The sequence below is a fragment of the Streptomyces sp. NBC_01803 genome (genome assembly GCF_035917415.1).
Classification (GTDB): Bacteria; Actinomycetota; Actinomycetes; order Streptomycetales; family Streptomycetaceae; genus Streptomyces.
On the sequence record NZ_CP109073.1, the window covers coordinates 1,839,960 to 1,863,470 of the forward strand.

The following is a 23,511-nucleotide window of genomic DNA, read 5'->3' on the forward strand; positions in this document are numbered from 1 at the left end:
GACCCCCGGACCGAAAGGACTCCCCCACCGTGCTTTCCGCCGAGCGCCCGACCCTGCCCAGCGAGGACCGCGACCGGCTGCTGGCCGGGGCGCATCACGATCCGCACGCGCTCCTCGGCGCCCACGCCGTCCCCGCGGGCACGCTGGTGCGCGCGCTGCGCCCACTGGCGCGGAGCGTGCGCGTGCGCGGCACGGAGCTGGCGCCGGAGGGCGACGGGCTGTTCGCCGCCGTGCTGCCGTTGTCGCGCGCCGACCTCGGGGCCTACCGCCTGGAGGTGGGCTACGACGGCGGCACGGTGGTCGAGGCCGAGGACCCGTACCGTTTCCTGCCCGCCCTGGGCGAGCTCGACCTGCACCTGATCGGCGAGGGCCGGCACGAGCGGCTGTGGGACGCGCTGGGCGCGCGGCCGATGACGCACGAGGGCGTGCCGGGCACCCGCTTCACCGTCTGGGCACCGAACGCGCGCGGGGTGCGGGTGGCCGGCGACTTCAGCTCCTGGGACGGCACCGGCTTCCCGATGCGCTCGCTCGGCTCGAGCGGCGTGTGGGAGCTGTTCGTGCCCGGGGTCGGCCCCGGCACGCTGTACAAGTTCGACGTGTGCGGCGCCGACGGCGCGCACATCCTGCGCGCCGACCCGATGGCCCAGCGCGCCGAGCGCCCGCCGGCCACCGCCTCGGTGGTGCACGAGAGCGCGTACCAGTGGGAGGACGCGGAGTGGATGGCGCACCGGGCCGACCGCCCGCCGCACGCCGCGCCCATGTCCGTCTACGAGCTGCACCTGCCGTCCTGGCGGCCGGGCCTCGGCTACCGGGAGCTCGCCGAGGAGCTGCCGCGCTATGTGACGGATCTCGGTTTCACCCACGTCGAGCTGATGCCGCCGGCCGAGCACCCGTTCGGCGGCTCCTGGGGATACCAGGTGACGGGCTATTACGCCCCCACGTCCCGGCTGGGCACCCCCGACGACTTCAAGTACCTGGTGGACGCGCTGCACCGGGCCGGGATCGCGGTGCTGATGGACTGGGTCCCGGCGCACTTCCCCAAGGACGAATGGGCGCTGGCGCGCTTCGACGGCACGCCCTGCTATGAGCCCGGCGACCCGCTGCGCGCCGAGCATCCCGACTGGGGCACCCTGACGTTCGACTACGGCCGCCGCGAGGTGCGGAACTTCCTGGTGGCCAACGCCGTGTTCTGGTGCGAGGAGTACCACATCGACGGGCTGCGGGTGGACGCCGTCGCCTCGATGCTCTATCTGGACTACTCGCGCCCCGAGGGCCAGTGGACCCCCAACGCCGAGGGCGGCCGGGAGAACTGGGACGCGGTGCGGTTCCTCCAGGAGATGAACGCCACGGTCTACCGCCGCTGTCCCGGCGTGGTGACCGTCGCCGAGGAGTCCACCGCGTGGGACGGCGTGACCCGGGCGACGGACCGGGGCGGCCTGGGCTTCGGCCTCAAGTGGAACATGGGGTGGATGCACGACTCGCTGGTCTACATCTCCAAGGACCCGGTGCACCGCGCCTTCCACCACGGCGAGATGACGTTCTCCATGGTCTACGCCTACTCGGAGAACTACCTGCTGCCCATCTCGCACGACGAGGTGGTGCACGGCAAGGGGGCACTGGTGTCGAAGATGCCCGGCGACTGGTGGCGGCAGCGCGCGGACCTGCGGGCCTATCTCGGCTTCATGTGGTCCCACCCCGGCAAGCAGCTGCTGTTCATGGGCCAGGAGTTCGCCCAGGGCGCCGAGTGGTCCGAGGAGGAGGGCCCGCAGTGGTGGGTCCTCGATCCCCCGTGGCCGGCGGCCGACGACCACCGGGGCGTGGCGAGCCTGGTGCGCGACATGAACGCCGTCTACCGCGCCGCTCCCGCGCTGTGGGAGCGGGACACCGACCCGGCCGGCTTCGCCTGGGTCGACGCGGGCGCCGCCGCCGACAACGTGCTGGCGTTCCTCCGCTTCGCCGCCGACGGCTCCCCGCTGCTCGCGGTGTGCAACTTCTCCCCCGTCGTCCGCCCCGACTACCGCCTCGGCGTGCCCGGCGAGGTCGCGGCCTGGACGGAGGTCCTGAACACCGACGACCTGGCCTACGGCGGCTCCGGGGTGACCAACCCCGATCCGCTGAAGTCCGATCCCACCCCCAGCCACGGCCGCGAGACCAGCGTTTCGCCGACGCTGCCACCGCTGGCCACCATCTGGCTCCGGCCCGCCTGACCGGTCCCGCGCCCGACCGTGCTGCCGCACCATCCCGCGCTGCTCGCGCCCCCGCTCCTGACGGCCCTGACGGCGCTCTGGGCCGCCGCGCCCGCCGCCGCGCGCCGCCGCCCGCCGTTCGGGACGGTCAGCTGAGCGCGGTTTCCCGGTGGTTCTCCCGGTAGTACGGGTCGCGGACCCGGCCGACCCGGGCGTCGGTGTCGTACGTGTACACCTCGCGGCCCTCGATGAAGACGCGCAGCGCGCGGCTCATCACGTCCAGCGGGTCGCCGGACCAGATGACGACGTCGCCGTCCAGGCCGGGCCGCAGGGCGCCGATCCGGTCGTCCAGGCCCATGATCTCGGCCGGGTTGAGGGTGATCGTGCGCAGCGCGTCCGCCCGGTCCAGGCCCTCCTTGACGCTCAGGGTGACCTGGTGGACGAGGAAGTTGACCGGCACCACCGGGTGGTCGGTGGTGATCGCGACCTTGACGCCGGCCCGGGCGAGGATGCCCGGGTTGGCCAGGGTCCGGCCGCGCAGCTCGACCTTGCTCCGGGTGGTGAACAGCGGGCCGGTGATCACCGGGACGTCGCGGCGGGCGATCTCGTCGGCCAGCAGATGGGCCTCGGTGGCGTGGTTGATGACGAGCCGGTAGCCGAACTCGTCGGCCAGCCGCAGCGCGGTGGCGATGTCGTCGGCGCGGTGGGTGTGCTGGCACCACGGCAGCTCCCCGCCGAGCACCCGGACCAGCACCTCCAGACCCGGGTCGCGGTCGAAGGGCGTGCCCTCGGCGGCGGCGTGCTCCCGTTTCGCCCGGTAGTCCTGCGCCCTGGTGAACGCGTCCCGGATCACGGCCGCCACGCCCTGCCGGGTGGAGGGCAGCTGCTGCTTCTCGCCGTAGACCCGCTTGGGGTTCTCGCCCAGGGCGCTCTTCACGCTCACCGGCTGCCGGATCAGCATCTCGTCGACGCTGCGCCCCCAGCACTTCACGGCGACGGTCTGGCCGCCTATCGGGTTCCCCGAGCCGGGCTTGATGACCGCGCTGGTGACGCCGCCGGCGAGGGCGTCGGCGAAGCCGGTGTCGGCGGGGTTGATGGCGTCCAGCGCGCGCAGCCGGGCGCCGTTGGGGTCGGTCATCTCGTTGGTGTCCTGCCCGGCCCAGCCCTCGGCCTCCTCGTGGACGCCGAGGTGGCCGTGCGCCTCGACGAACCCGGGCAGCACCCACGCCCCGGCGGCGTCCACGACGGGCACGCCCGCCGGCACACCGACCCGCTCGTCCGGGCCGACGGCGGCGATCCTGCCGCCGAGGACCAGCACGGTGCCCTTCTCGACGGGTTCGCCGTCGACGGGCACCACGCGGCCGGATCTGATCGCGATATCCATGGCCAGGGAACCTATCCCACCGGCCCGCCGGGCCTGCCACGGGATGCCACCCGGCGCTGCACGCCGATGTGGCGGAACTGATAGAAGGCCCCGGCCTGGCGCAGCACACCGCGCCGCTCGTGCGCGTCGGCGAGGAAGTCCATCAGCCGGAACGGCAGCCGGTGGCGCAGCGTCAGATAGCACCGCGCCACGGTGAACGCGCCCCACGCGCCCTGTCCCCAGGCGGGCACCAGCCCCACCGCGGTCCCGATCCCGGCACCGGCCAGCGCGCTGACCACCACCGCGAAGACGACGCCACGCGCCGGGTCGTCCGCCGCCTCGTGCACCAGGCCGCCGAGCACGCCGCCGGTGACCGTGCCCGCGCCGCCCACCACCCCGATCAGGCGGAAGAAGATCCGCCGGTCCTGCGCGAGCAGTGTGCGCGGTCCGACGGCGGTGGCGATGTCCGCCGAACCGGCCCGCCAGCCGTTGGTGACGCCGAACGTCAGCCCGCACAGGCCGCCGATGGGCAGCCCGATGGCCGGTCCGAACGCGACCGTCGCCCCCAGCCCGCCGGTCAGCCCGATCGCGACGCCGCCCCAGCTCCACGCCCAGCGGATCCGCACGGCCGGGCCGCTACCCGGCGGGCCGAAGGTGAGGCCGGTCAGCAGCCCGCAGACCACCCCGACCAGCAAGCCCCGCTCCCGGCCCAGCGCCGGCCAGGCCAGCACCCAGCCCAGCACCCCGGCGGCCAGCCAGTGGACGTCCCAGATCCAGCCGGGCGCCCTGCCGCCGAGGGCGGTCCGCAGGGGTCCGTACAGCCTGCCGACCAGGGCGTTGCCGAGCACGAACAGCGTGACGCCCGTGACGGCGGCCCACGGCGGCAGCCCGGCGTCCCCGAGGAGCGTCTGTAGCACCCCCTGCACCAGACAGAGCGCGCCGAGCCCCAGCAGCAGCCCGCCGACCGCCTCGACGGCCAGCCGGGGCAGGGGGCCGGGCGCGGCCCGGCGCAGCTCCCACCAGGCGAGGTCGGTGGTGCCGCGCAGGTTGTCCTGGAGGTTGCGGGCCAGCAGCCCGAGCGCCTCCCCGGCCCGGCCCGGCGACCAGCGCGCGGGCCGGTCGGGGTGCGGGCGGTAGGCGGAGGGGATGAAGGCGTCGTAGAGGTGGACGCGGACGGCGTCGGCATCGGGCAGCAGGCCGGTGTCGCACAGCGTGGCCGGATCCGGCAGCGCCGTGATCCCCTCGCCGGGGCGGGGGTTGTAGACGCGGCCGGCCAGCGAGACGGTCAGCGGGGTACTGAGCGCCCGGGCCACCGGCAGGCCGGTGCCCAGCGCGCCGATCACCGGCTCCCAGCGGGCGGCCGAGTCCGTTCCCACGCCGCCGGCCGCCCGGCGCAGATAGGCGGCGACGGTGCCGGGCGTGAGCGGCAGCAGCTCGATCCCGGCGGCGCCGGCGAGGCGGACCGGCAGTCCGGCCGGCGGGTCGGTCACCGCCCGGTACTCGGCGGTGCGGCTGGACAGCACCAAGCCCTGGCCGGGCAGCAGCTGTCTGCTGACGCGGTCCAGGGCGGTGGCCCGGACGGCGTCGGGCAGCTCGTCGAAGCCGTCGAGAACGGGCAGCACGCGGTGGGTGTCCAGCAGGACGCGGGCCCTGGTCCGTTCGGTCCCGTCCGGCACGCGGTTCTCCAGGCCGCGGTAGTCGGTCGCCAGCCGGCCCGCCAGCCAGGTGAAGAGGTCCTGATCCTCCTGGAGCGGGTTCCAGGAGGCGAGCGGGACCAGCACGGGCACCGGGGGCGGGCCCTCCTCTTTCCCGGCCCGCTCGCGCTCGTCGAGCAGCGCCAGCACCAGGCTGATCAGCAGCGTGGTCTTGCCCGCGCCCGGGGCGCCGAGCACGACCAGCCGGCGCGTGGCGATCCGGCGGATGAGGAGGTCCGCGATCTGGGCGCCCTCACCGGTGAGATGGCCGGGCTCGTCGGCCCAGCCGTCCGGGTCGGACGCCGGGCGGACCGGCCAGCCCGCCACCTGGGTCCGCAGCGCGCCGACCGGATCGGCCAGCGCCTCGGAGGCGGCGCGCCAGGCGACCGACAACGGATAGGGGTCGTTGTCGCCCCGCAGGCCGTACTCCTTCTCCCACTGCCGCCGCACCTCCGTGGCCAGGCGCTCGGTCACCTCGTCGAGCGTCGGGACCCGCTCGCCGGTCTTCAGGGTGACCCAGCCGTGGAAGACGGAGCCCAGGTTGGGCAGCAGCGCGATCAGCGCGGCCGAGACGCCGAGATCGCTCCGATGGGCGAGCCACACCGTCGCGGTGATGCTGCCGGCCGCGATCGCGGCGTACATCCACGTATAGCGCGCGAGTGCCGACGGCATCGCCCCCCACCTGCCCCCCGGAAAAGTCGCCCCCGCCAACCTACTGGCATCTCAATTGTGCCAAGGCGAACGGGATTTCGACCCTGGAGAGGCGGGATCACCTACGACGCCGCGGCCGTCGTCGGGCGGATCGACGGCCGGTGGCGCCAGTGGCGCCGACGGCGCCGCGCACCGGCGCCCGCGCTCACGCTCGCCGGGTGGTGGGAGACCGTGGCCCGCGCGGGTCCGCCCCGCCGACGGGGCCGTCGCCGACATCGGCGGAGCACGGCCACGCGCGTCGCCCATCCGGCTCGCGCTCCCTGGTGACGGCCCCTGCCCCGCGGCGACGGGAGCCGCGCATCCGGCCCCCACCCGCCCTACAGACGACCGCGGCCCCCAGCCGTGCTCCCCTTCGTCGTTTCCGTGCCACTCGTCAACTCCTCCAGCCCCTCGGGCGTCTCACCATACGCGGTATACATACCGCGTATGGTGAGACGCCGGAACGGCCCCGGAGGCTGCGTCGGCGCAGGTGAGGGATTGGTGGGCAACCCGTGACGGAGGAGCGCGGTCGGCGCGGTCAGGCGACCGGGCGCCTGTCGCTGGTCGTGCGGATGAACTCCGCCGCCAGGGCCGTGAGTTCTCCGGCGCGTTCGATCTGCGGCAGGTGGCCGGTCTCGGGGAAGAGGTGGCCGCGGGCGTGGGGCAGGGCGGCCATGGCCGCGTGGAAGTGACGGGCCGGGAGCACGGTGTCCGTGTCGCCCCACACCACCAGCGTCGGGACGCGGGCCTCGGCGAGCGCCGTCAGCAGTCGGCGGCGCCAGCCCGGGTAGGTACCAAGGAGGGGGACGCCCAGGCTCAGGGCGGTGCCGATGAACGTGGCGCGGAAGTCCGGCTGGCGGCCCACCGTGCCCGCGTGCCGGATCATCTCCTCCGTGGCGTGGGAGGGGTCGAAGAACAGGTCACGGTTGACCTGGACGCCGGCCCGGCGGGCGCGCGGCCGGAACCGCTTGCCGACGACGGGCGCGGCGGCCAGCACGGCGTAGGTCATGGGCAGCACGGAGACGTTGGCCTCGCGGCCGAAGCCCGCGCTGCTCAGCAGCACCAGACCCGCCACCCGCTCGGGATGCGCCACGGCGACGGTCATCGCGACCGCGCCGCCGAGCGAGTTGCCCAGGAGATACGCCGGGCGCCGCTCGTCCAGCGCGTCGAGCACGCCGATCGCCGCCCGCGCGAAGGCGGCCAGGCGCGGATGCCCGGGGCGCGCCGGGCGGGCCTTCACGCGCCGGGTCAGCCCGAAGCCGGGCAGGTCCATGCTGATGACGCGGTGGTCGCGCGCGAGCAGGTCGTGTGCGGGCTGCCAGTCCTCCAGACTGCGCCCGATGCCGTGCAGAAGCAGCACCGGCGGCCCGCTCGCGGGGCCGGACACCCGCACTCGCACGGGTGCCCCGTCGACATCGAGGTACGTGGCGTCGGCCGCGCTCATCGCCCCGCCTCCACCGGCTCACCGGTGTCGCGCAGAGCGGAGCGCGGCGTGGCCCGGAGCGAGCGGCGCAGGCTGGTGCGCATCGTGGTGGCGGCGTCCAGCAGGTAGTTCTGCCGCACCTTCCACGGGCCGCGGTCGCCCTGGCGCGGGAAGGCGTCGATGGAGCGCTGGACGTAGCCGGCGGCGAGGTCGAGCAGCGGGCGCTCGGCCATCTCACGGTCGGGGCTCGGCACCACGGCGGCGTAGCCGTGGCGCTTCATGTGGTTGAGCACCTTGCAGACCAGCCGCGAGGTGAGGTCGGCGCGCAGTGTCCAGGAGGCGTTGGTGTAGCCGATGCAGACGGCGAAGTTGGGCAGGCCGGTCAGCATCGCGCCGCGCCACACGAACTGCTTGGACAGATCGACGGCCTGGCCGTCGACACGCGGGGTGATGCCGCCGAAGGCGAGCAGCCGCAGGCCGGTGGCGGTCACGATGATGTCGGCCGCCAGCACCCGGCCCGACTTCAGCCGGATGCCCTCGGGCACGAACGTGTCGATGTGGTCGGTGACGACGTCCGCCTTCCCCTTCCGGATCGTCCGGTACAGGTCCGCGTCCGGGATGGCGCACAGCCGCTGGTCCCACGGGTCGTAGGAGGGCGTGAAGTGCTCGCGGACGATCTCCGGGTCCTTGAGGAAACGGACGGCCAGCTTGCCCAGGAATTTGCGGGCGGTGTCGGGGCGCCGGCGGCACAGCTGGTAGATGCCGGTGGAGATCAGGATGTTCTTGGTCCGGATGACCCGGTGCGCGGCGTTCGGCGGCAGGGCGGCGCGGAGCCGGTCGGCCACCTTGTCCCGGCTGGGCAGGGGGGTGATCCAGGTCGGCGAGCGCTGGAGCATCGTGACGTGCGCGGCGTCCCGCGCCATCGACGGCACGAGGGTCACGGCGGTGGCCCCGCTGCCGATGACGACGACGCGCTTGCCCGCGTACGACAGGTCCTCCGGCCAGAACTGGGGATGCACGATGGTGCCGGTGAACAGCTCGGCACCGGGGAAGTCCGGCGAGTGGCCCTGGTCGTAGTCGTAGTAGCCCGCGCAGGAGTAGACGAAGTCACAGGTGAGGGTGCGCTGTTCGACCTGCCCGGTGCCGTCGGTCCGTTCGACCGTCAACGTCCATCGGGCGTTGTGCGACGACCAGTCGGCCGCGACGACCTTGGTGCGGTAGTGGATGTGCCGGTCGATGCCGGACTCCCGGGCCGTCTCCTCGATGTACCGCAGGATCGACGCGCCGTCGGCGATCGACTTCTCCCCCTGCCACGGCTTGAACGGGTAGCCGAGGGTGAACATGTCGGAGTCCGAGCGGATGCCGGGGTAGCGGAAGAGGTCCCATGTCCCGCCCATCGCCGCCCTGGCCTCCAGGACCGCGTAGGACCGGTCGGGACACTCGGTCCGCATGCGGTGGGCCGCGCCGATGCCGGACAGTCCGGCGCCGACGATCACGACGTCGATGTGTTCAGGGAGCGGCGGGGCAGTGCCGGGGGAATGTGCCATGGGTCCCAGCATGGGGAAGTTCACGGCCCGGCTCTTGACGTCGCACGACAACCGCTTGACCCTGGACGACATGTCGGTGATCAGATCGGCGGGGCTGCGGGGCTTCCGCGTGACCGTGACGGAGCTCGGCGGTGACGCCGAGGACTATGCCGCGCGGGCCGGCCTGCCAGTGGCCGCGCTCGACGCGGACGACCTGATGGTGCCCGAGGAGGCCCTCGCGAGGGTGCTGGAGATCGCGGCCCGGGACCTCGGCCACCCCGACCTGGGCCTACGGATCGCGGCCCGCCAGGACCTGGGCCTGCTGGGCGCGCTGGCCCTGGCGATCCAGAGTTCGGCGACGGTCGCCGACGCCCTGGAGTGCACCTCCCGCTACCTGTTCGTCCACGCGCGGTCGCTCAGTCTCAGCGTCGAACCCGACCCCTACGGCGCGCCCGGGATCGCCGCCCTGCGCTACGGCCTGCGGCCGGGGCTGCCCGCGCCCGTCCAGGGCACCGACCTCGGCCTCGGCTTCCTGCACCGCGCCATCCTCTACCTCGTCGGCCCGTACGGTCTGCGCGGCGTCGAGCTGCCCTACCGGCCGCCCGCGCCGCTGCCGGTGTACGAGCAGTTCTTCGGCACCCAGGTCAGGATCGGCCGCCCGGCGGCCATGCTCCGCGTGCCCCGGAGCCTCGCCGAACGGTCGCTCAGCCGGGGCGACGAGCATCTGCGGCACCTGGCGCTCGCGTTCCTCGCCGAACGGTCGCGGTCCGACCTCCTCCCCCAGGTCCGCGCGGCGGTCCGGCAGTCGCTGGGCACCGCGCCACCGGAGATCGGCGCGGTGGCCCGGATGCTCACCGTTCACCCGCGCACGCTGCAGCGCCGGCTGCGCGCGGAGGGCACGACGTTCGCCGCGATCCTGGACGACGAACGCCGCCGGGCCGCCCGCCGCTACCTCGTCGGCACGGACCTGCCGCTGAGCCAAGTGGCCGGGCTGCTGGGCCTGTCGGAGCAGTCGGCGCTGACCCGCTGCTGCCGCCGCTGGTGGGGCACGACGCCGAGCACGGTGCGCCGAGGCGGTGCGTGAGCGGTAAAGGTGTCGTACAAGGGCGAAAATCGGGTGCGACGGGACACATCATCCCGGCCTCCGGGGCCTTAGATTGGCTGGCCACACCACGGTCCGAAGGAGCACCATGGCCACGCTCGATCGATACGAATTCACCGGCGGCACCGCCGTTCTGACCGGCGCCGCGAGCGGCATCGGTGAACACATGGCGCACGGCCTCGCCGCCCGGGGCAGCGATCTGGTCCTCGTGGACCGCGACGCCGAACGCCTCGCCGCCGTCGCCGCCGGGATACGCGCGACCCGCCCCGACCGCACGGTCGACACCGTGGTGGCGGACCTCGCCGACATCGAGGCGCTCAAGGCCACGGCGGCGGGGATAGCCGAGGCCCACCCCCGGATCACGCTGCTCATCAACAACGCGGGGGTCGCGCTGGGCGGCCAGTTCGACCAGGTCTCGGCCGAGGACTTCGACTGGGTGATGGACATCAACTTCCGCGCGCCCGTGGTGCTGACCCGGCTGCTGCTGCCCCGGCTGACGCAGGAGGCCGGAAGCCACATCGTGAACCTCTCCAGCCTGTTCGGGCTGATCGGGCCGCCTGGCCAATGCGCCTACTCCGCCAGCAAGTTCGCGCTGCGCGGCTTCAGCGAGGTGCTCCGGCACGAGCTGGCCGACCGGGGGGTCGGCGTCACCACCGTCCACCCCGGCGGCATCCGCACCCGGATAGCCGAGAACGCCCGGGTGAGCGCCGCCGTGACCGAGGCCGAGGCGCGGCAGGCGCAGGAGGCCGGCGCGAAGTTCCTGACGTACCCGGCGGACAAGGCCGCCGAACGCATCCTCACCGCGGTCGAGAAGCGCAAGGGCCGCGTTCTGATCGCGCCCAGCGCGGTGTTCTGCGACATCCTGGCCCGCCTCTTCCCCGGCGGCTACTTCACCGTGCTGCGCCGGCTGGGATCGTCACCGAAGAAGGAACGGGCGGAGCGGGCGCCGGCCGCGTCCTGATCACCAACTCGGCTCGCGCACCTGGCCGTAGCCGCCGCCGTGCGGGCGGTCCTCGAAGTGCAGATGCGGCCCGGTGGCGTTGCCCGTCTCCCCCACCCGCCCCAGCTCCTGCCCGGCGGTGACCCGCGTGCCGGCGCCGACGCGGCGTGCGGAGAGGTGGCAGTACACGTAGTCGCGGCCGTTGTCGGCGCGCAGGCCGAGCCACGTGCCGTAGGCACCGCCGTTGTCGTCGGACCACGCGACGGTGCCGTCCCGGACGGCGACGACCTCCGTGCCGGCGGGCGCCGCGTAGTCGTCCCCGGTGTGGAACCCGGCGGCGTACCGGCTGCTCTCGACGCCGTACCGGTAGGTGACCGAATGCCCCGGCACGGGGGAGGCGACCCGCGCCACGAGCCCCAGCAGCGCGAAGGTCTTCGGCCCCGGCCGCCCATCGGCCCCGGCCCCCCGCCACCCCTGCGCGCGCTGGAAGGCGACGCAGGCCGCCTTGGTCTGCTCCCCGAAATACCCGGTGGCCCCGGCGGCGATGGCGTGCCCCTCGGCGATGAGGGCCCGCTGGAACGCGGCGACGCAGGAATCGCGGTTGCCGTACTTCACATGCGAGAAATTGACGACGGTCACGGCGAGCCCCCCGCTGCCCCGATGAACGGCCTTGTCTCAGACCAGATTCGCGCACCACGGTCACAGAGACGTCACCGTCATGCACACATCAGATGACGCCCCGGCTCCTCGACGGCGAGCAGCCGCGTCGGCCCCGGCTTCACCGGACGGCGGCGTGGTCGTATCTCCCAGGTAGCCACGGATAAGTTCGAGCGACTCTTTCTTGGGAAGCGCGGGATGAACGACGTCATCCGGATCATGGTCGGCGGGCACGACCTTCTGACGACCGGTTCTGGGGTAACGACTGGTCAGCGGGCCTGAAGAGCCCCGCCGGATCCTGGGGAGCCAGACGGGGCAGGGACAGCAGCTTTTGGGCGGTCTCAGCGCGTCCCGCGACCGATCAGGGTGCCGATGTGGCCAGCCTTGGGAGCTTCGATCTCCCGTACGTCTGCTTCCTGGAACCCTGCCTTCATGAGAAGACGCTGCCACTTGCGAGGTGTGTAGCTGTACCGATAGGTGAACATGGCCTTTCCGGCGAAGCCGCCCTTGTACATTCCCTGCGGTCCGTAGGCGCCGGGAATAGCCGGGGGTTGGGAGAAGACGAACACTCCTCCCGGTCGCAGGTGACGGGCGACGAGCGGGAAGAGTCGTTCCGGGTCCGTGAACCACGCCGCGCCGAACATCGAATAGATAGCGTCGTACTCGTTCGTACTGTCGCTCAGGTATTGGAGTACCTCGGCGCAAACGAACTCAGCGCCGGTATCGCCCCACCGCTCGGTCACGTTGTTGACCATGACGGGCGAGAGGTCAACTCCAGTGGTGGAGATACCCTTTTGGGCCAGATAGGCGAGTGCCCGCCCAGTGCCACAACCGATCTCAAGAACGGACTTCGGGTCTCCCAGCAGTTCGGCCCCAGGTCCGTGATTCTCGTACTGAGTCCAGCGAAATACCGGTTCCGACTCGATTACAGTTTCCTTGGTACTCTCCGCGTAAGTATCCCAAAGTTCGCGCTCTGTAACGATGTTGTGTTGCGCGGGCACGTCGCTCCTTTCCCTGGCGTGGCGCTGCCCCTACCGGTAGCGCAGTAGGTAGGGGCAGCGACTCTAGCGGAAGATCAGTGACTGTCCGGCACCTTGTTGTCGCACGGGGAGCAGTCGGCGCCGTCCATGGCCCACAGCTCCTCGTCACCGCACCTTGGGCCAATGCTTTCCGAGAAGCGCATCGCTCAGTTGGATCAAGAAATTTCGACCCTCGATTATATCGGGTAGCTCTAAAAGGAGACTCTGTGACTGACGAGCTGGGCCGCATCTTTCGAGAGGCGTGGATTTCTGGCGTTAAGAAACACTTCCCAGGTGAGCCCAAGCCTGGCTACATCACGCCGTGGGAAGAGACTCCGGAGTGGGAAAGGCAGGCCGCCACAGCAGTCTATGAGCAAATTCGGCAGTTCATTGAACTCAGCGGCGGGAACACGTCGAAACTCACTCGCGAACAGAAAGGGCGCTTTGTAGCCATCTGCTGGATCGCGCAGATCTACAGGCACATCGACTCACCGAAAGCTAGTTATGTTGCCGACTGGGATGCACTTCCCAAATGGCAGCGTGAGACTGACGCGGATATCTTCGAAGCAATCGAGTAGCTTCCTATAGACGTGTTTGCGCCCCCGCACTGGCCGCGATGGCCAGCGCGGGGGCGCCCTATGTTAGCTATTGGCGACGTTCACCAACCGGACAGCAGTTCGGCCACTGAACAGAGCCATGCCGCAGGAGAACTCAATCCGCGTACGGTACACGGCTTCTCACTGATCTCTCCCGAATTTTTGACCTGGATGCCGCCGCTGGTGAGACCAGTCCCTGAGCGACTCTTCGGGATCTTGAGATTCTGGTGTCGATCAGGGCGGGTGCCCGGCAGGCTTGTGTCTGCGGGTAGTTCGGAGCAGACATCGGGGAGACGGTGTGATTGTCCCCGCCCTCGCGGCGGCAGGTCCCCGGACGCCGGGTTCTGCCGCCGCTCAGCGTCCCCGCCGCTACTCCTTGACGGCGGAGACGAACGCGGCCCAGCCGGCCACGGGAAACACCAGCGCCGGGCCGTGCGGAGCTTTGCTGTCCCGGACCGGGACACCGTCCGGATAACCGTCCGACACCTCGACGCACCCGCCCTGTCCATTGTCGCTGTAGCTCGACTTGCGCCAAGCCCTCAGCGCGGACGCATCAGGAATCACATACATCCTCGTATCCTCCCAGATAGCCACGGATAAGTTCGAGTGACTCTTTCTTGGGAAGCGCCATCGAACATCCGATTTCGAAGTATTGAACGAGCTCAGCGACCCTCTTGGGCGATTCTACTGGTTCGCCCGACGCGAAGCTCTCGACATAGGCGATCGTGGACCCGTCCTGGAGCGTCAGCAGCGTCAGCCCTCCGCCCAACATGGGATGCAACGCCTGCTCGAAGGGCAGCACTTGGATCACGACGCGCGGCTTCTCACCGATCTTCAGTATATGCTTGATTTGTTCCCGCATGAGGTCTTTTCTACCCGGGGGGCGCTTCAGTGCCGCTTCATCCATGATCGCCCAATAAAATGGCGATTCCTCATGGTTGAGCAAATGCTGCCGCTTGATCCGGATATTGGCGCGGGATTCGCGCTCGTCGCTGGATTCCCACGGCAGTGACACGCGGAACAACTCCGTCGCGTAGGTCCGCGTCTGAAGCAACCCGGGGATGAGGCTGCTGGTGAAAACCTGAATTCGCAGAGCCTCCCGTTCTCTGCGCAAAAAATCCCGGCTGTAGATCGGAATAGCCAACTCCTGCGCCATCTCCAGCAGCTCCGCGAACAGATCCTGTGTGCCGAAGAACCTGTCCAGCTCTTTCACCAAGGCATCGGTCGCGGGCTGCTCGCCACGTTCGACCCGGCCGAGAAAGCCGTAGGGAAAGCGGATCTGCTCACCGAGGCCGCGCAGCGACAGGCCCGCGCTCTCGCGGGCCTTCCGCATCCTGCGGCTCAGCATCGCGCTCGGGGTCGGCCGGTCGTCGTCGTACAACTCCATCGAACGGTTGCTCCAACTCGCTGTGTCCTCGGGAATTTTGGGCTCGGGCCGGGTGTGTACTCAACGTGGCCGAACGGCAATAGTGTTACCCACACAGTCCGTTCTCGGTCAATACCGCGAAATCCCGTTCGACCGGCGGACGCAAAAGCCCCGGCGACGGCTGCCACCGTCCCGAGGCGCGGTCAACACTGGATCAGGAGCGTCAACATGTTGCAGTTTATCGCCCGCACCGGGCCATCGGAACCCGCGGAAAACGACCAGCCCGGGGCGCAGTCCGGCGGTGGGCAGGAACAGTCCGTGACGTTGGCTGAGTTGCGGGAGCGCGCCGATGAGTTGGGAAAGCAGATCGACGCGCATCTCGAAGGGATCAGGAAGTGAGCACCGTTCTGGCCGGTGCCGAGTGGGTGGTGCGGGCGGAGGACGAGGAGGCATGTGGTGTCATCTGTCTGCTGTGTTCGGCGGAGTCGGGCCCGGACGCCGGGAGTCCACGCCTCGCCGGGGTGTGGGCCATCGAGCACGCCCGGCGCAACGTTGCCGGGCATGATCAGTTCCTCGCCACCGCCCGCGTGTACTGGCGGGCCGTTCCCCGGACGCGCCCGGCGGCCCGGCCGCCGGGACCCGAGCCGATGGCGAAGGGCCGGCCGGTGTGGGCGGATGTCGTCGCCGGGTCGGCGCTGTTGGGGCTCGTCGTGCTGGCGGCGGTGACCCTGTCGTGGGGGTGATGGTGTCCGTCGAGATCGACACCGGGACCGTCCGGCGCGGGGATCGGATCATGGTCGGCGGGCACGTCTTCACCGTCGAGGACATGACCGCTTTGCCGCAGGGCGGGAAGCGCCTGGACTTCGCGTCGGGCGAGTCCCTGACGATGCGTCCCACCACCGTCCTGTGGGCCACCCGCCAGGTCGATCCCAGACGGCCGGCTCGCGTCCAACCCAGGTAGAGCGGCGCGGGGCCGGAGATCGATCGCGTGACGAGAGAAGCGGCGACGTGTGGGGGGATCTTGTCGCCCTCGTCGCAGCGGGCGTCGGAGCCGAAGAACTCGTCGGCCTCCCGCCGCGGGCGGGCGTACGGCCGAAGCGGCACCAGCCCGAGTCCCGGCACGGCCTCGGCGAGGCGGGCCACCGCGTCGTCACGGCGATCCGGAGGACGGCGGACGAGCCGACGTCCGGCCGGCCCGGCACGACGGAAGCGGGAGCCCCCGCCGTCCGCGCCGCCACAGGCTGGGCGCGGACGGCGGGGCTTCACGGTCCGCCCGGTCTCATCCTCCGGATAATCCGGGCGGTCTCAGAAAACCGCTTCGGTCTCGTCCATCCGGTTCTGCGGGACCCGCTTGAGCTCCATCGTCGCCGTCGCCAGCGGCGTCATCACGATGTCCGTGCCGCGCAGCGCCGTCATCTTGCCGAACTCGCTCCGGTGCGCGGCCTCCACCGCGTGCCAGCCGAAGCGGGTCGCCAGCACCCGGTCGTAGGCCGTCGGGGTGCCACCGCGCTGGATGTGGCCCAGCACCATCGCCCGGGCCTCCTTGCCGAGCCGGTGCTCCAGCTCGCTCGCCAGCCGGTTGCCGATGCCGGTGAACCGCTCGTGACCGTACGGGTCGATCTCGCCGCGCTCGTACGGCATCGAGCCCTCGGCCGGGCGGGCGCCCTCGGCGACGCAGATCACCGCGAACTTCTTGCCACGCGCGAACCGCTCCTCGATCATCTTGCACAGGTCGTCCACCTGGAACGGCCGCTCCGGGACGCAGATGCCGTGCGCGCCGCCGGCCATCCCGGCCTCCAGCGCGATCCAGCCCGCGTGCCGACCCATGACCTCGACCACCATCACCCGCTGATGTGATTCGGCGGTGGTCTTCAGCCGGTCGATGGCCTCCGTGGCCACGCCCACCGCCGTGTCGAAGCCGAAGGTGCGGTCGGTGGCGGAGATGTCGTTGTCGATGGTCTTGGGCACGCCCACCACGGGAATCCCCGCGTCGGAGAGCATGCGGGCGGCGGTCAGGGTGCCCTCGCCGCCGATCGGGATGAGCGCGTCGAGGCTCAGCTCGCGTTGGAGCGCCTCGGCGTTGTCGCACGCCTCGCGGAGCCGGTGCCGCTCCAGGCGGCTGGAACCGAGGATGGTCCCGCCGCGCGCGAGAATGCCGCTGACCTCGTTGATGTCCAGCTCGCGGTACCTGCCCTCCAGCAGCCCTTTGAATCCGTCTTCGAAACCGATGACCTGGTCGCCGCGGTCCACCACCGCGCGATGCACGACCGACCGGATCACTGCGTTCAGACCCGGGCAGTCGCCGCCCGCGGTGAGAACTCCGATGCGCATGCGATGCTCTCCTGCTCGCTGTCGAAACTGGGGAACGGACGGTGAGGGTGGGTGAGGGTGGTGAGCCGCTTCCTCGCGACCGCCCGAATTGTGTCACGACGTGCCGTGTCATTCGAACGGCGTGCGCCGCACCCGCCGCGCGCCCTGCCCCTGGGCGCGGGTACGGTCGAGGAGTAGGCCATGAGTTGGTCGATGAGTGGGATATTGCCCGCGCCTCCGGCGGCCAAGCTTGAAGGGGACGGGAAACGACGTGACGCGCAGCGTGTACGTGGCCGGGATCGGCCGCGGTGACGGTCGGCAGGTGGTCGAGCTCGGGGTGATGGAGCTGCTGACCCGCCAGGTGGACCGGGTCGGGCTGTTCCGGCCGCTGGCCCATGAGGGGCCTGATCCGGTGCTGGACCTGCTGCGCGGCCGGTACCGCCTCACCCAGCCGCCGGCGGACGCCCGGGGCATGGGATACGCGCGGGCGGCGGCGCTCCAGGCGGAGCTGGGGATGGACGAGCTGGTGACCCGCCTGGTGGACCGGTTCCACGCGGTCGCGCGGGACTACGAAGTGGTCCTGGTGCTCGGCACCGACTACGCCGACACGCAGCTCCCGGCGGAGCTGACGCTCAACGCTCGGCTGGCCAACGAGTTCGGCGCGGGCGTGCTGCCCGTGGTCCCTGGCCTGGGCCACAGCGCCGAGTCGCTGGTCGCCGAGGTGCGCAACGCCCACCACGCCTTCGCCTCGCTCGGCTGCGACGTCGTCGCCATGATCGCCAACCGGGTCGCGGACGGCGACGCGGTGCGGGCCGCCCGGGAGCTGGACGGCCACCTGCCGGTGCCGGTGTACGCGCTGCCCGAGGAGCCGGCGCTCGCCGCGCCGACCGTGGCGCAGGTCGTGGACGCGCTGGGCGCCGACGTGCTCCAGGGCGACGGCACGGGCCTGGCGCGCGACGTGCGGGACTTCGTCTTCGGCGGCGCCATGCTGCCGACCTTCCTGACCGCGCTGACCGAGGGCTGCTTGGTGATCACCCCGGGCGACCGGGCGGATCTCGTGGTCGGGGCGCTGGCCGCGCACTCCGCCGGGGCGCCGCCGATCGCGGGCGTGCTGCTGACGCTGGGCGAGCACCCGGGCCGGGAGACGATGGCGCTGGCCGCCCGGCTGGCCCCCGGCACCCCGGTGCTGTCGGTCGCCGAGGGCTCCTTCCCCACCGCGACCGAGCTCTCCGGCCTGGAGGGGAAGCTGACCGCCGCCACGCCGCGCAAGGCGGAGATCGCGCTCGGTCTGTTCGAAGCGCACGTCGACACGGCCACGCTGCTGCGGCGGGTCTCGGTGGCGCGCGGCGACCGCGTCACGCCGATGATGTTCGAGCACGAGCTGATCGAGCGCTCGCGCACCGACCGGCGCCATGTCGTGCTGCCGGAGGGCACCGAGGAGCGGGTGCTGCGCGCGGCCGAGGTGCTGCTGCGGCGGAACGTGTGCGATCTGACGCTGCTCGGCGACGAGGCCGTGATCCGCAAGCGCGCGGCGGACCTGGGCATCGACCTGGGGCTGCCGGGCGTGGACGAGCCGGCCGGCGGGGGCGCGGCGGCCTCGGCCCGGGTGGTGGATCCGGTGACCTCGCCGCTGCGCGACCGGTTCGCCGAGGTGTACGCGAAGCTGCGGGCGCACAAGGGGGTCACGGTGGAGCTGGCCCACGACATCGTGGCGGACGTGTCGTACTTCGGGACGCTGATGATCAAGGAGGGCCTGGCCGACGGGATGGTCTCGGGCGCCGCGCACTCGACGGCGGCGACGATCAGGCCGGCCTTCGAGGTGATCAGAACCCGGCCGGAGGCGTCGATCGTGTCGTCCGTCTTCTTCATGTGCCTGGCCGACAAGGTGCTGGTGTACGGCGACTGCGCGGTCAATCCGGACCCGGACGCGGCGCAGCTCGCGGACATCGCCATCCAGTCGGCGGCGACGGCCGCCCAGTTCGGGGTGGAGCCCAGGATCGCGATGCTGTCGTACTCGACGGGAACCTCGGGCTCGGGTGCCGACGTCGAGAAGGTGCGGGAGGCGACCGAGTTGGTGCGGCGGCTGCGGCCCGACCTCAAGGTGGAGGGACCGATCCAGTACGACGCGGCGGTGGAGCCGTCGGTGGCGGCGACGAAGCTGCCGGGCTCGGCCGTGGCCGGGCAGGCGACGGTCCTGGTCTTCCCCGATCTGAACACCGGGAACAACACGTACAAGGCCGTGCAGCGGTCGGCCGGCGCGGTCGCGGTGGGCCCGGTGCTCCAGGGCCTGCGCAAGCCGGTCAACGACCTGTCGCGCGGCGCGCTGGTGCAGGACATCGTCAACACGGTCGCGATCACCGCGATCCAGGCACAGCAGACACAACAGACACAGCAGGCACAGCGGCGAGGAGTGGGAACGTGACGCGGGCGACCCGGGTGCTGGTGCTCAACTCCGGCTCCTCGTCGGTGAAGTACCAGCTTCTCGACATGGCGGACGCGAGCCGTCTCGCCACCGGGCTGGTGGAACGGATCGGCGAGCGCACCAGCCGTCTGACGCACACCCCGGCCGGCGGCGAGCGCCGCGAGTCCGAGCGGCACGTGCCCGACCACGGCGCGGCGCTGGCCGCGGCGGCCGGGGAGCTGGCGGCGGACGGGCTCGGGCTCGACTCGCCCGAGCTGGCCGCGGTCGGGCACCGGGTGGTGCACGGCGGCCGGTGGTTCACGGAGCCGACCGTGGTGGACGACGCGGTGCTGGCGGAGATCGAGCGGCTGGTGCCGCTGGCGCCGCTGCACAACCCGGCGAACCTGGCGGGGATCAGGACGGCCCGGCGGCTGAACCCGGACGTGCCGCAGGTCGCGGTGTTCGACACGGCGTTCCACACCACCATGCCGGAGCACGCCGCGCGGTACGCGATCGATCTCAAGACCGCCGAGGAGCACCGCATCCGGCGCTACGGCTTCCACGGCACCTCGCACGCCTACGTCTCGCGCCGCACGGCCGAGCTGCTGGGCCGCGACCCGGCCGACGTCAACGTCATCGTGCTGCACCTGGGCAACGGCGCCTCCGCCTCGGCGGTGGCCGGCGGGCGGTGCGTGGAGACGTCGATGGGACTGACCCCGTTGGAAGGGCTGGTGATGGGTACCCGGTCCGGCGACATCGACCCGGCGGTGGTCTTCCACCTGTCGCGGGTCGCCGGCATGCCGGTCGAGGACATCGACGCGCTGCTGAACCAGCGCTCGGGTCTGGCCGGTCTGTGCGGGGACAACGACATGCGGGAGGTCCTCCGCCGCGTGGACGAGGGCGACGAGGAGGCACGGTTGGCGTTCGACGTCTATGTCCACCGGCTGAAGAAGTACATCGGAGCCTACTTCGCGGTGCTCGGCCGGGTGGACGCGATCGCGTTCACCGCGGGCGTCGGGGAGAACGCGGCGCCGGTGCGCGCGGCGGCCGTCGCGGGGCTGTCCGGGCTGGGTCCCGAAGTCGACGAACGGCTGAACTCCGCGCGTGCGCACGGGCCTCGGCTGATCTCCCCGCAGTACGCTCGGGTCGCCGTGGCCGTGGTGCCCACGGACGAGGAGCTGGAGATCGCGTCCCAGGCTTTCGCCCTGCTCGGCCGTTGAGTTTCGCTAGTCTGACACCGTCAATTATTCCGCCTCGGAACAAATCGATAGGATCGCCCCATGCGCCGTTCCAAAATCGTCTGCACCCTCGGTCCCGCCGTCGATTCCTTCGAACAGCTCAAGACCCTGATCGAGGCGGGAATGAACGTCGCCCGTTTCAACTTCAGCCACGGCACCCACGGAGAGCACGAGGAGCGCTACCACCGCCTGCGCAAGGCGAGTGAGGACACCGGCGTCGCGATCGGCGTGCTCGCCGACCTCCAGGGGCCGAAGATCCGGCTGGAGACGTTCGCCAACGGGCCGGTGGAGCTGAAGCGCGGCGACGAGTTCACCATCACCACCGAGGACGTGGCGGGCGACCGGTCGATCTGCGGCACCACCTACAAGGGCCTGCCCGGTGACGTGGCCAAGGGCGAGACGATCCTGATCAACGACGGCAACGTCGCCCTCCAGGTCACCGAGGTGGAGGGTGCCCGGGTGCGGACGATCGTCATCGAGGGCGGCGTGATCTCCGACCACAAGGGCATCAACCTGCCCGGCATCGCCGTGAACGTGCCGGCGCTGTCGGACAAGGACGTGGAGGACCTGGAGTTCGCGCTGCGGCTCGGCGTCGACATGGTCGCGCTGTCCTTCGTGCGCGACGCCAACGACGTGCGCGACGTGCACCGCGTGATGGACCGGGTGGGCCGCCGGGTGCCGGTGATCGCCAAGGTCGAGAAGCCGCAGGCGGTGGACAACATGGAGGAGGTCGTCCTCGCCTTCGACGGCGTGATGGTGGCGCGCGGCGACCTGGCCGTGGAGTACCCGCTGGAGCGGGTGCCGATGGTGCAGAAGCGGCTGATCGACCTGTGTCGCAGGAACGCCAAGCCGGTGATCGTGGCGACCCAGATGATGGAGTCGATGATCACCAACTCCCGGCCGACGCGCGCCGAGGCGTCCGACGTGGCCAACGCGATCCTGGACGGCGCGGACGCGGTGATGCTGTCGGCGGAGTCCTCGGTGGGCCGGTATCCGATCGAGACGGTCAAGACGATGTCGAAGATCGTGGTGGCCGCCGAGAAGGAGCTGCTGTCACGCGGTCTCCAGCCGCTGGTGCCGGGCAAGAAGCCGCGCACCCAGGGTGGTTCGGTGGCGCGGGCCGCCGCCGAGATGGCGGACTTCCTGGACGGCAAGGCGCTGGTGGCGTTCACCAAGTCCGGCGACACCGCCCGGCGCCTGTCGCGCTACCGGGCGGTGCAGCCGATCCTGGCGTTCACGTCGGAGCCCGACATCCGCAACCAGCTCACGCTGAGCTGGGGCGTCGAGACGTTCGTGGTGCCGCACGTGAACCACACCGACGAGATGGTGGAGCTGGTGGACGCCGAGTTGTCGAAGCTGAACCGCTTCACGCCCGGCGACACCATGCTCATCACGGCCGGCTCCCCGCCCGGTGTGGCGGGCACGACCAACATGGTCCGTGTCCACCACCTGGGCGGCCACGGGGTCTGACGGACGGCCGGCGGTCCGGAGGCCCGGCCGTCCCCACCGGTGGTCAGCCGGTGGACGACGGGCCCTCGGCCGAGTGGTACTGGTCCATCCCGCGCATCGTCAGGGTCCCGCCGAACTGAGCGGCCTGCGTGACGTGGACGTCGGTGAAGATCGCGAGCGGGATGTCGAGCGGCGGCTCGTGCTCGGGGTCGAAGACGATCGGGATGACGCCGAACAGGTTCCCCTCCAGGCGCTCGGTGTACATGGTCACCGTGCCGTCGCGGAAGGTCGAAGTGGAGCCCCGCTGGGTGGCCACGTGGTTGTAGACGCCCTCCCCGGCCTCCACCATCTGGTGCAGGTCAAGGATGTCCACCTCGTCGGCGGTGAACTTCAGGGCCTGCTTGACGGTGCCGTCGGCCGTGGTGATGTTGACGACGCCGTGGTAGTCGAGACCGCGCAGGGTGAGCGAGGTGGCCTCCAGGTACCAGGGGTCGTTCGGCACCACATACGGCGTCTGCTCGTCGGTCCCGGCGACCAGCCGCTCCTCGGGACACGGGAAGGGCTCTTCGCCCTCCGCGTTCGGGGCGAGGGGGTCGTCCTCCCCGGCGGCCTCGGCCTCGTCGGCCTCGTCGGACTCCGGCTCGGGCTCGGGCTCGGGCTCGGGCTCGGGCTCCTCAGTGGCCTCCTCCCCGGCGGCCTCCTCCTGGCCGGTGGCCCGGTCCGCGTTCGCCGCGTCGTCCGCGCTACCCGCGTCACCCTCGTCGTCCGTGGACTCCCCGGGCTGCTCGGACGGGTCCGGCTCCTCGGCGGGCTCCTCGGACGGGTCCGGCTCCTCGGCCGGCTCCTCGGGGTCGGCGGGCTCCGCCGGCTCGGTCGGCGTCTCCTCGTCCCCGCTGTCGTCGCCGGGGGCGAGCAGGTCGATCAGACCGCCCCCGAGGTCCTTGAGCCCCTGCCCGATCCCCAGGGGGTCGAGCGGGTCGGTCTCGTCCTCGGCGGCGGCCTCCTCCCCGGCGGCCGGCTCCTCGGTGGCCGGCTCCTCGGTGGCCTCGGCCTCGTCGGGCTCCGGCTCCGGCTCCGGCTCCAGTCCCGGCTCGTCAGTCGGCTCCTCCGCGGGCTCCTCGGCGGATCGCTCCGTCCTGGCCGTGTCCTCGGCGGCGGGCTCCGGAGTCTCCTCCTCTGACTCCGACACCTCCCCGGACCGCTCGGTCTCCTCAGGAGCGGGCTCGGGGGACTCCTCGGCCTCGGCGTCCGCCCCGGTCCGGTCGGCGGGCTCCTCCTCGGGAGCCGGGGTCTCCTCCTCGGCGGCGGGCTCCTCCTGGGCTCCTGAGGTGTCCGGCATCTCTACGCACGGCGCGTCCTGGAACGGGTTGTCCACCTGTGAATCGGCCTTGGCCAGCGGGGAGGAGAACCCCATCCCCAGCACGGCGGCCGACGGCATCGCCGCGAGGGCGATGGCCTTTCCCACGGGCATGCGCAGGCGCCTGAGCACCGATCTGCGCGGGTCGGCGTGCCGTGCCGCCCCCTTGTCCGAAGACATCGATCCCGTGGCCA

The 23,511-nt window shown here is 71.5% G+C and carries 20 protein-coding genes; 10 read left to right on the forward strand and 10 right to left on the reverse strand.

Features of this window, described 5'->3' with window-relative positions:
* The first annotated feature begins 29 nt into the window (after positions 1-29).
* Positions 30-2,207, forward strand: a complete 2,178-nt coding sequence (gene glgB / locus OIE51_RS07740) for a 1,4-alpha-glucan branching enzyme (protein ID WP_326596452.1) — start codon at positions 30-32, stop codon at positions 2,205-2,207.
* A gap of 127 nt (positions 2,208-2,334) precedes the next feature.
* Here glgB and OIE51_RS07745 read toward each other — a convergent pair whose 3' ends face one another.
* The 4 genes from OIE51_RS07745 to OIE51_RS07760 form a co-directional block, all read right to left on the reverse strand.
* Positions 2,335-3,570 (reverse strand): amidohydrolase, encoded by a 1,236-nt coding sequence (locus OIE51_RS07745; protein WP_326596453.1) that lies wholly within the window; start codon positions 3,568-3,570, stop codon positions 2,335-2,337.
* A gap of 11 nt (positions 3,571-3,581) precedes the next feature.
* Positions 3,582-5,915, reverse strand: a complete 2,334-nt coding sequence (locus tag OIE51_RS07750) for an NACHT domain-containing protein (protein WP_326596454.1) — start codon at positions 5,913-5,915, stop codon at positions 3,582-3,584.
* Between the two features lie 556 nt (positions 5,916-6,471).
* The gene (locus tag OIE51_RS07755; RefSeq protein WP_326596455.1) at positions 6,472-7,377 is read right to left on the reverse strand and encodes an alpha/beta fold hydrolase; all 906 of its coding nucleotides are present in this window, start codon (positions 7,375-7,377) and stop codon (positions 6,472-6,474) included.
* A complete protein-coding gene (locus tag OIE51_RS07760; RefSeq protein ID WP_326596456.1) occupies positions 7,374-8,903 on the reverse strand; it encodes a flavin-containing monooxygenase in 1,530 nt (509 codons plus the stop codon). The genes OIE51_RS07755 and OIE51_RS07760 overlap by 4 nt, the downstream gene beginning before the upstream one ends.
* Between OIE51_RS07760 and OIE51_RS07765 the strand changes: the two genes are divergently transcribed.
* A complete protein-coding gene (locus OIE51_RS07765; protein ID WP_326596457.1) occupies positions 8,902-9,966 on the forward strand; it encodes an AraC family transcriptional regulator in 1,065 nt (354 codons plus the stop codon). The genes OIE51_RS07760 and OIE51_RS07765 overlap by 2 nt on opposite strands.
* A 106-nt stretch (positions 9,967-10,072) precedes the next feature.
* Positions 10,073-10,945 (forward strand): SDR family NAD(P)-dependent oxidoreductase, encoded by an 873-nt coding sequence (locus OIE51_RS07770; protein ID WP_326596458.1) that lies wholly within the window; start codon positions 10,073-10,075, stop codon positions 10,943-10,945.
* Here the strand turns inward: OIE51_RS07770 and OIE51_RS07775 are convergent, their stop codons facing one another.
* Both OIE51_RS07775 and OIE51_RS07780 read right to left on the reverse strand, forming a co-directional pair.
* A complete protein-coding gene (locus OIE51_RS07775) occupies positions 10,946-11,563 on the reverse strand; it encodes a M23 family metallopeptidase (RefSeq protein ID WP_326596459.1) in 618 nt (205 codons plus the stop codon).
* 359 nt (positions 11,564-11,922) lie between these two features.
* Entirely contained in the window at positions 11,923-12,582 is a 660-nt protein-coding gene (locus tag OIE51_RS07780; RefSeq protein WP_326596460.1) for a class I SAM-dependent DNA methyltransferase, read from the reverse strand.
* A 245-nt stretch (positions 12,583-12,827) separates the two neighbouring features.
* Here OIE51_RS07780 and OIE51_RS07785 point away from each other — a divergent pair, with 245 nt between their 5' ends.
* Entirely contained in the window at positions 12,828-13,178 is a 351-nt protein-coding gene (locus OIE51_RS07785; protein ID WP_326596461.1) for a hypothetical protein, read from the forward strand.
* A gap of 387 nt (positions 13,179-13,565) precedes the next feature.
* Here OIE51_RS07785 and OIE51_RS07790 read toward each other — a convergent pair whose 3' ends face one another.
* The gene (locus OIE51_RS07790) at positions 13,566-13,766 is read right to left on the reverse strand and encodes a DUF397 domain-containing protein (protein WP_326596462.1); all 201 of its coding nucleotides are present in this window, start codon (positions 13,764-13,766) and stop codon (positions 13,566-13,568) included.
* On the reverse strand, positions 13,750-14,583 hold the full coding sequence (locus OIE51_RS07795; RefSeq protein WP_326596463.1) for a helix-turn-helix domain-containing protein: 834 nt from the start codon (positions 14,581-14,583) through the stop codon (positions 13,750-13,752). Before OIE51_RS07795 ends, OIE51_RS07790 begins: the two co-directional genes overlap by 17 nt.
* 207 nt (positions 14,584-14,790) lie before the next feature.
* Between OIE51_RS07795 and OIE51_RS07800 the strand changes: the two genes are divergently transcribed.
* From OIE51_RS07800 to OIE51_RS07810, 3 genes are read left to right on the forward strand one after another with little or no spacing between them, the layout of a single operon-like run.
* The gene (locus OIE51_RS07800; RefSeq protein WP_326596464.1) at positions 14,791-14,961 is read left to right on the forward strand and encodes a hypothetical protein; all 171 of its coding nucleotides are present in this window, start codon (positions 14,791-14,793) and stop codon (positions 14,959-14,961) included.
* Positions 14,958-15,305 (forward strand): DUF7848 domain-containing protein, encoded by a 348-nt coding sequence (locus OIE51_RS07805; RefSeq protein WP_326596465.1) that lies wholly within the window; start codon positions 14,958-14,960, stop codon positions 15,303-15,305. Before OIE51_RS07800 ends, OIE51_RS07805 begins: the two co-directional genes overlap by 4 nt.
* On the forward strand, positions 15,305-15,523 hold the full coding sequence (locus tag OIE51_RS07810) for a hypothetical protein (RefSeq protein ID WP_326596466.1): 219 nt from the start codon (positions 15,305-15,307) through the stop codon (positions 15,521-15,523). The genes OIE51_RS07805 and OIE51_RS07810 overlap by 1 nt, the downstream gene beginning before the upstream one ends.
* 344 nt (positions 15,524-15,867) lie before the next feature.
* On the opposite strand, the gene OIE51_RS07815 is transcribed toward OIE51_RS07810, so the two are convergent.
* Positions 15,868-16,893 carry an ATP-dependent 6-phosphofructokinase gene (locus OIE51_RS07815; protein ID WP_326596467.1) on the reverse strand — a complete coding sequence of 342 codons (1,026 nt, stop codon included), beginning with the start codon at positions 16,891-16,893 and terminating at the stop codon, positions 15,868-15,870.
* Positions 16,894-17,143: 250 nt separating this feature from the next.
* Between OIE51_RS07815 and pta the strand changes: the two genes are divergently transcribed.
* From pta to pyk, 3 genes are read left to right on the forward strand one after another with little or no spacing between them, the layout of a single operon-like run.
* Complete coding sequence (pta, locus tag OIE51_RS07820) at positions 17,144-19,294, forward strand: phosphate acetyltransferase (protein ID WP_326596468.1); 2,151 nt, start codon at positions 17,144-17,146, stop codon at positions 19,292-19,294.
* Positions 19,291-20,493, forward strand: coding sequence for an acetate kinase (locus tag OIE51_RS07825; RefSeq protein ID WP_326596469.1), 1,203 nt, complete (start codon positions 19,291-19,293; stop codon positions 20,491-20,493). The genes pta and OIE51_RS07825 overlap by 4 nt, the downstream gene beginning before the upstream one ends.
* Before the next feature lie 60 nt (positions 20,494-20,553).
* Complete coding sequence (pyk, locus tag OIE51_RS07830) at positions 20,554-21,981, forward strand: pyruvate kinase (RefSeq protein ID WP_326596470.1); 1,428 nt, start codon at positions 20,554-20,556, stop codon at positions 21,979-21,981.
* A gap of 43 nt (positions 21,982-22,024) precedes the next feature.
* On the opposite strand, the gene OIE51_RS07835 is transcribed toward pyk, so the two are convergent.
* Positions 22,025-23,431, reverse strand: a complete 1,407-nt coding sequence (locus OIE51_RS07835) for a hypothetical protein (RefSeq protein WP_326596471.1) — start codon at positions 23,429-23,431, stop codon at positions 22,025-22,027.
* Between the last annotated feature and the right edge of the window lie 80 nt (positions 23,432-23,511).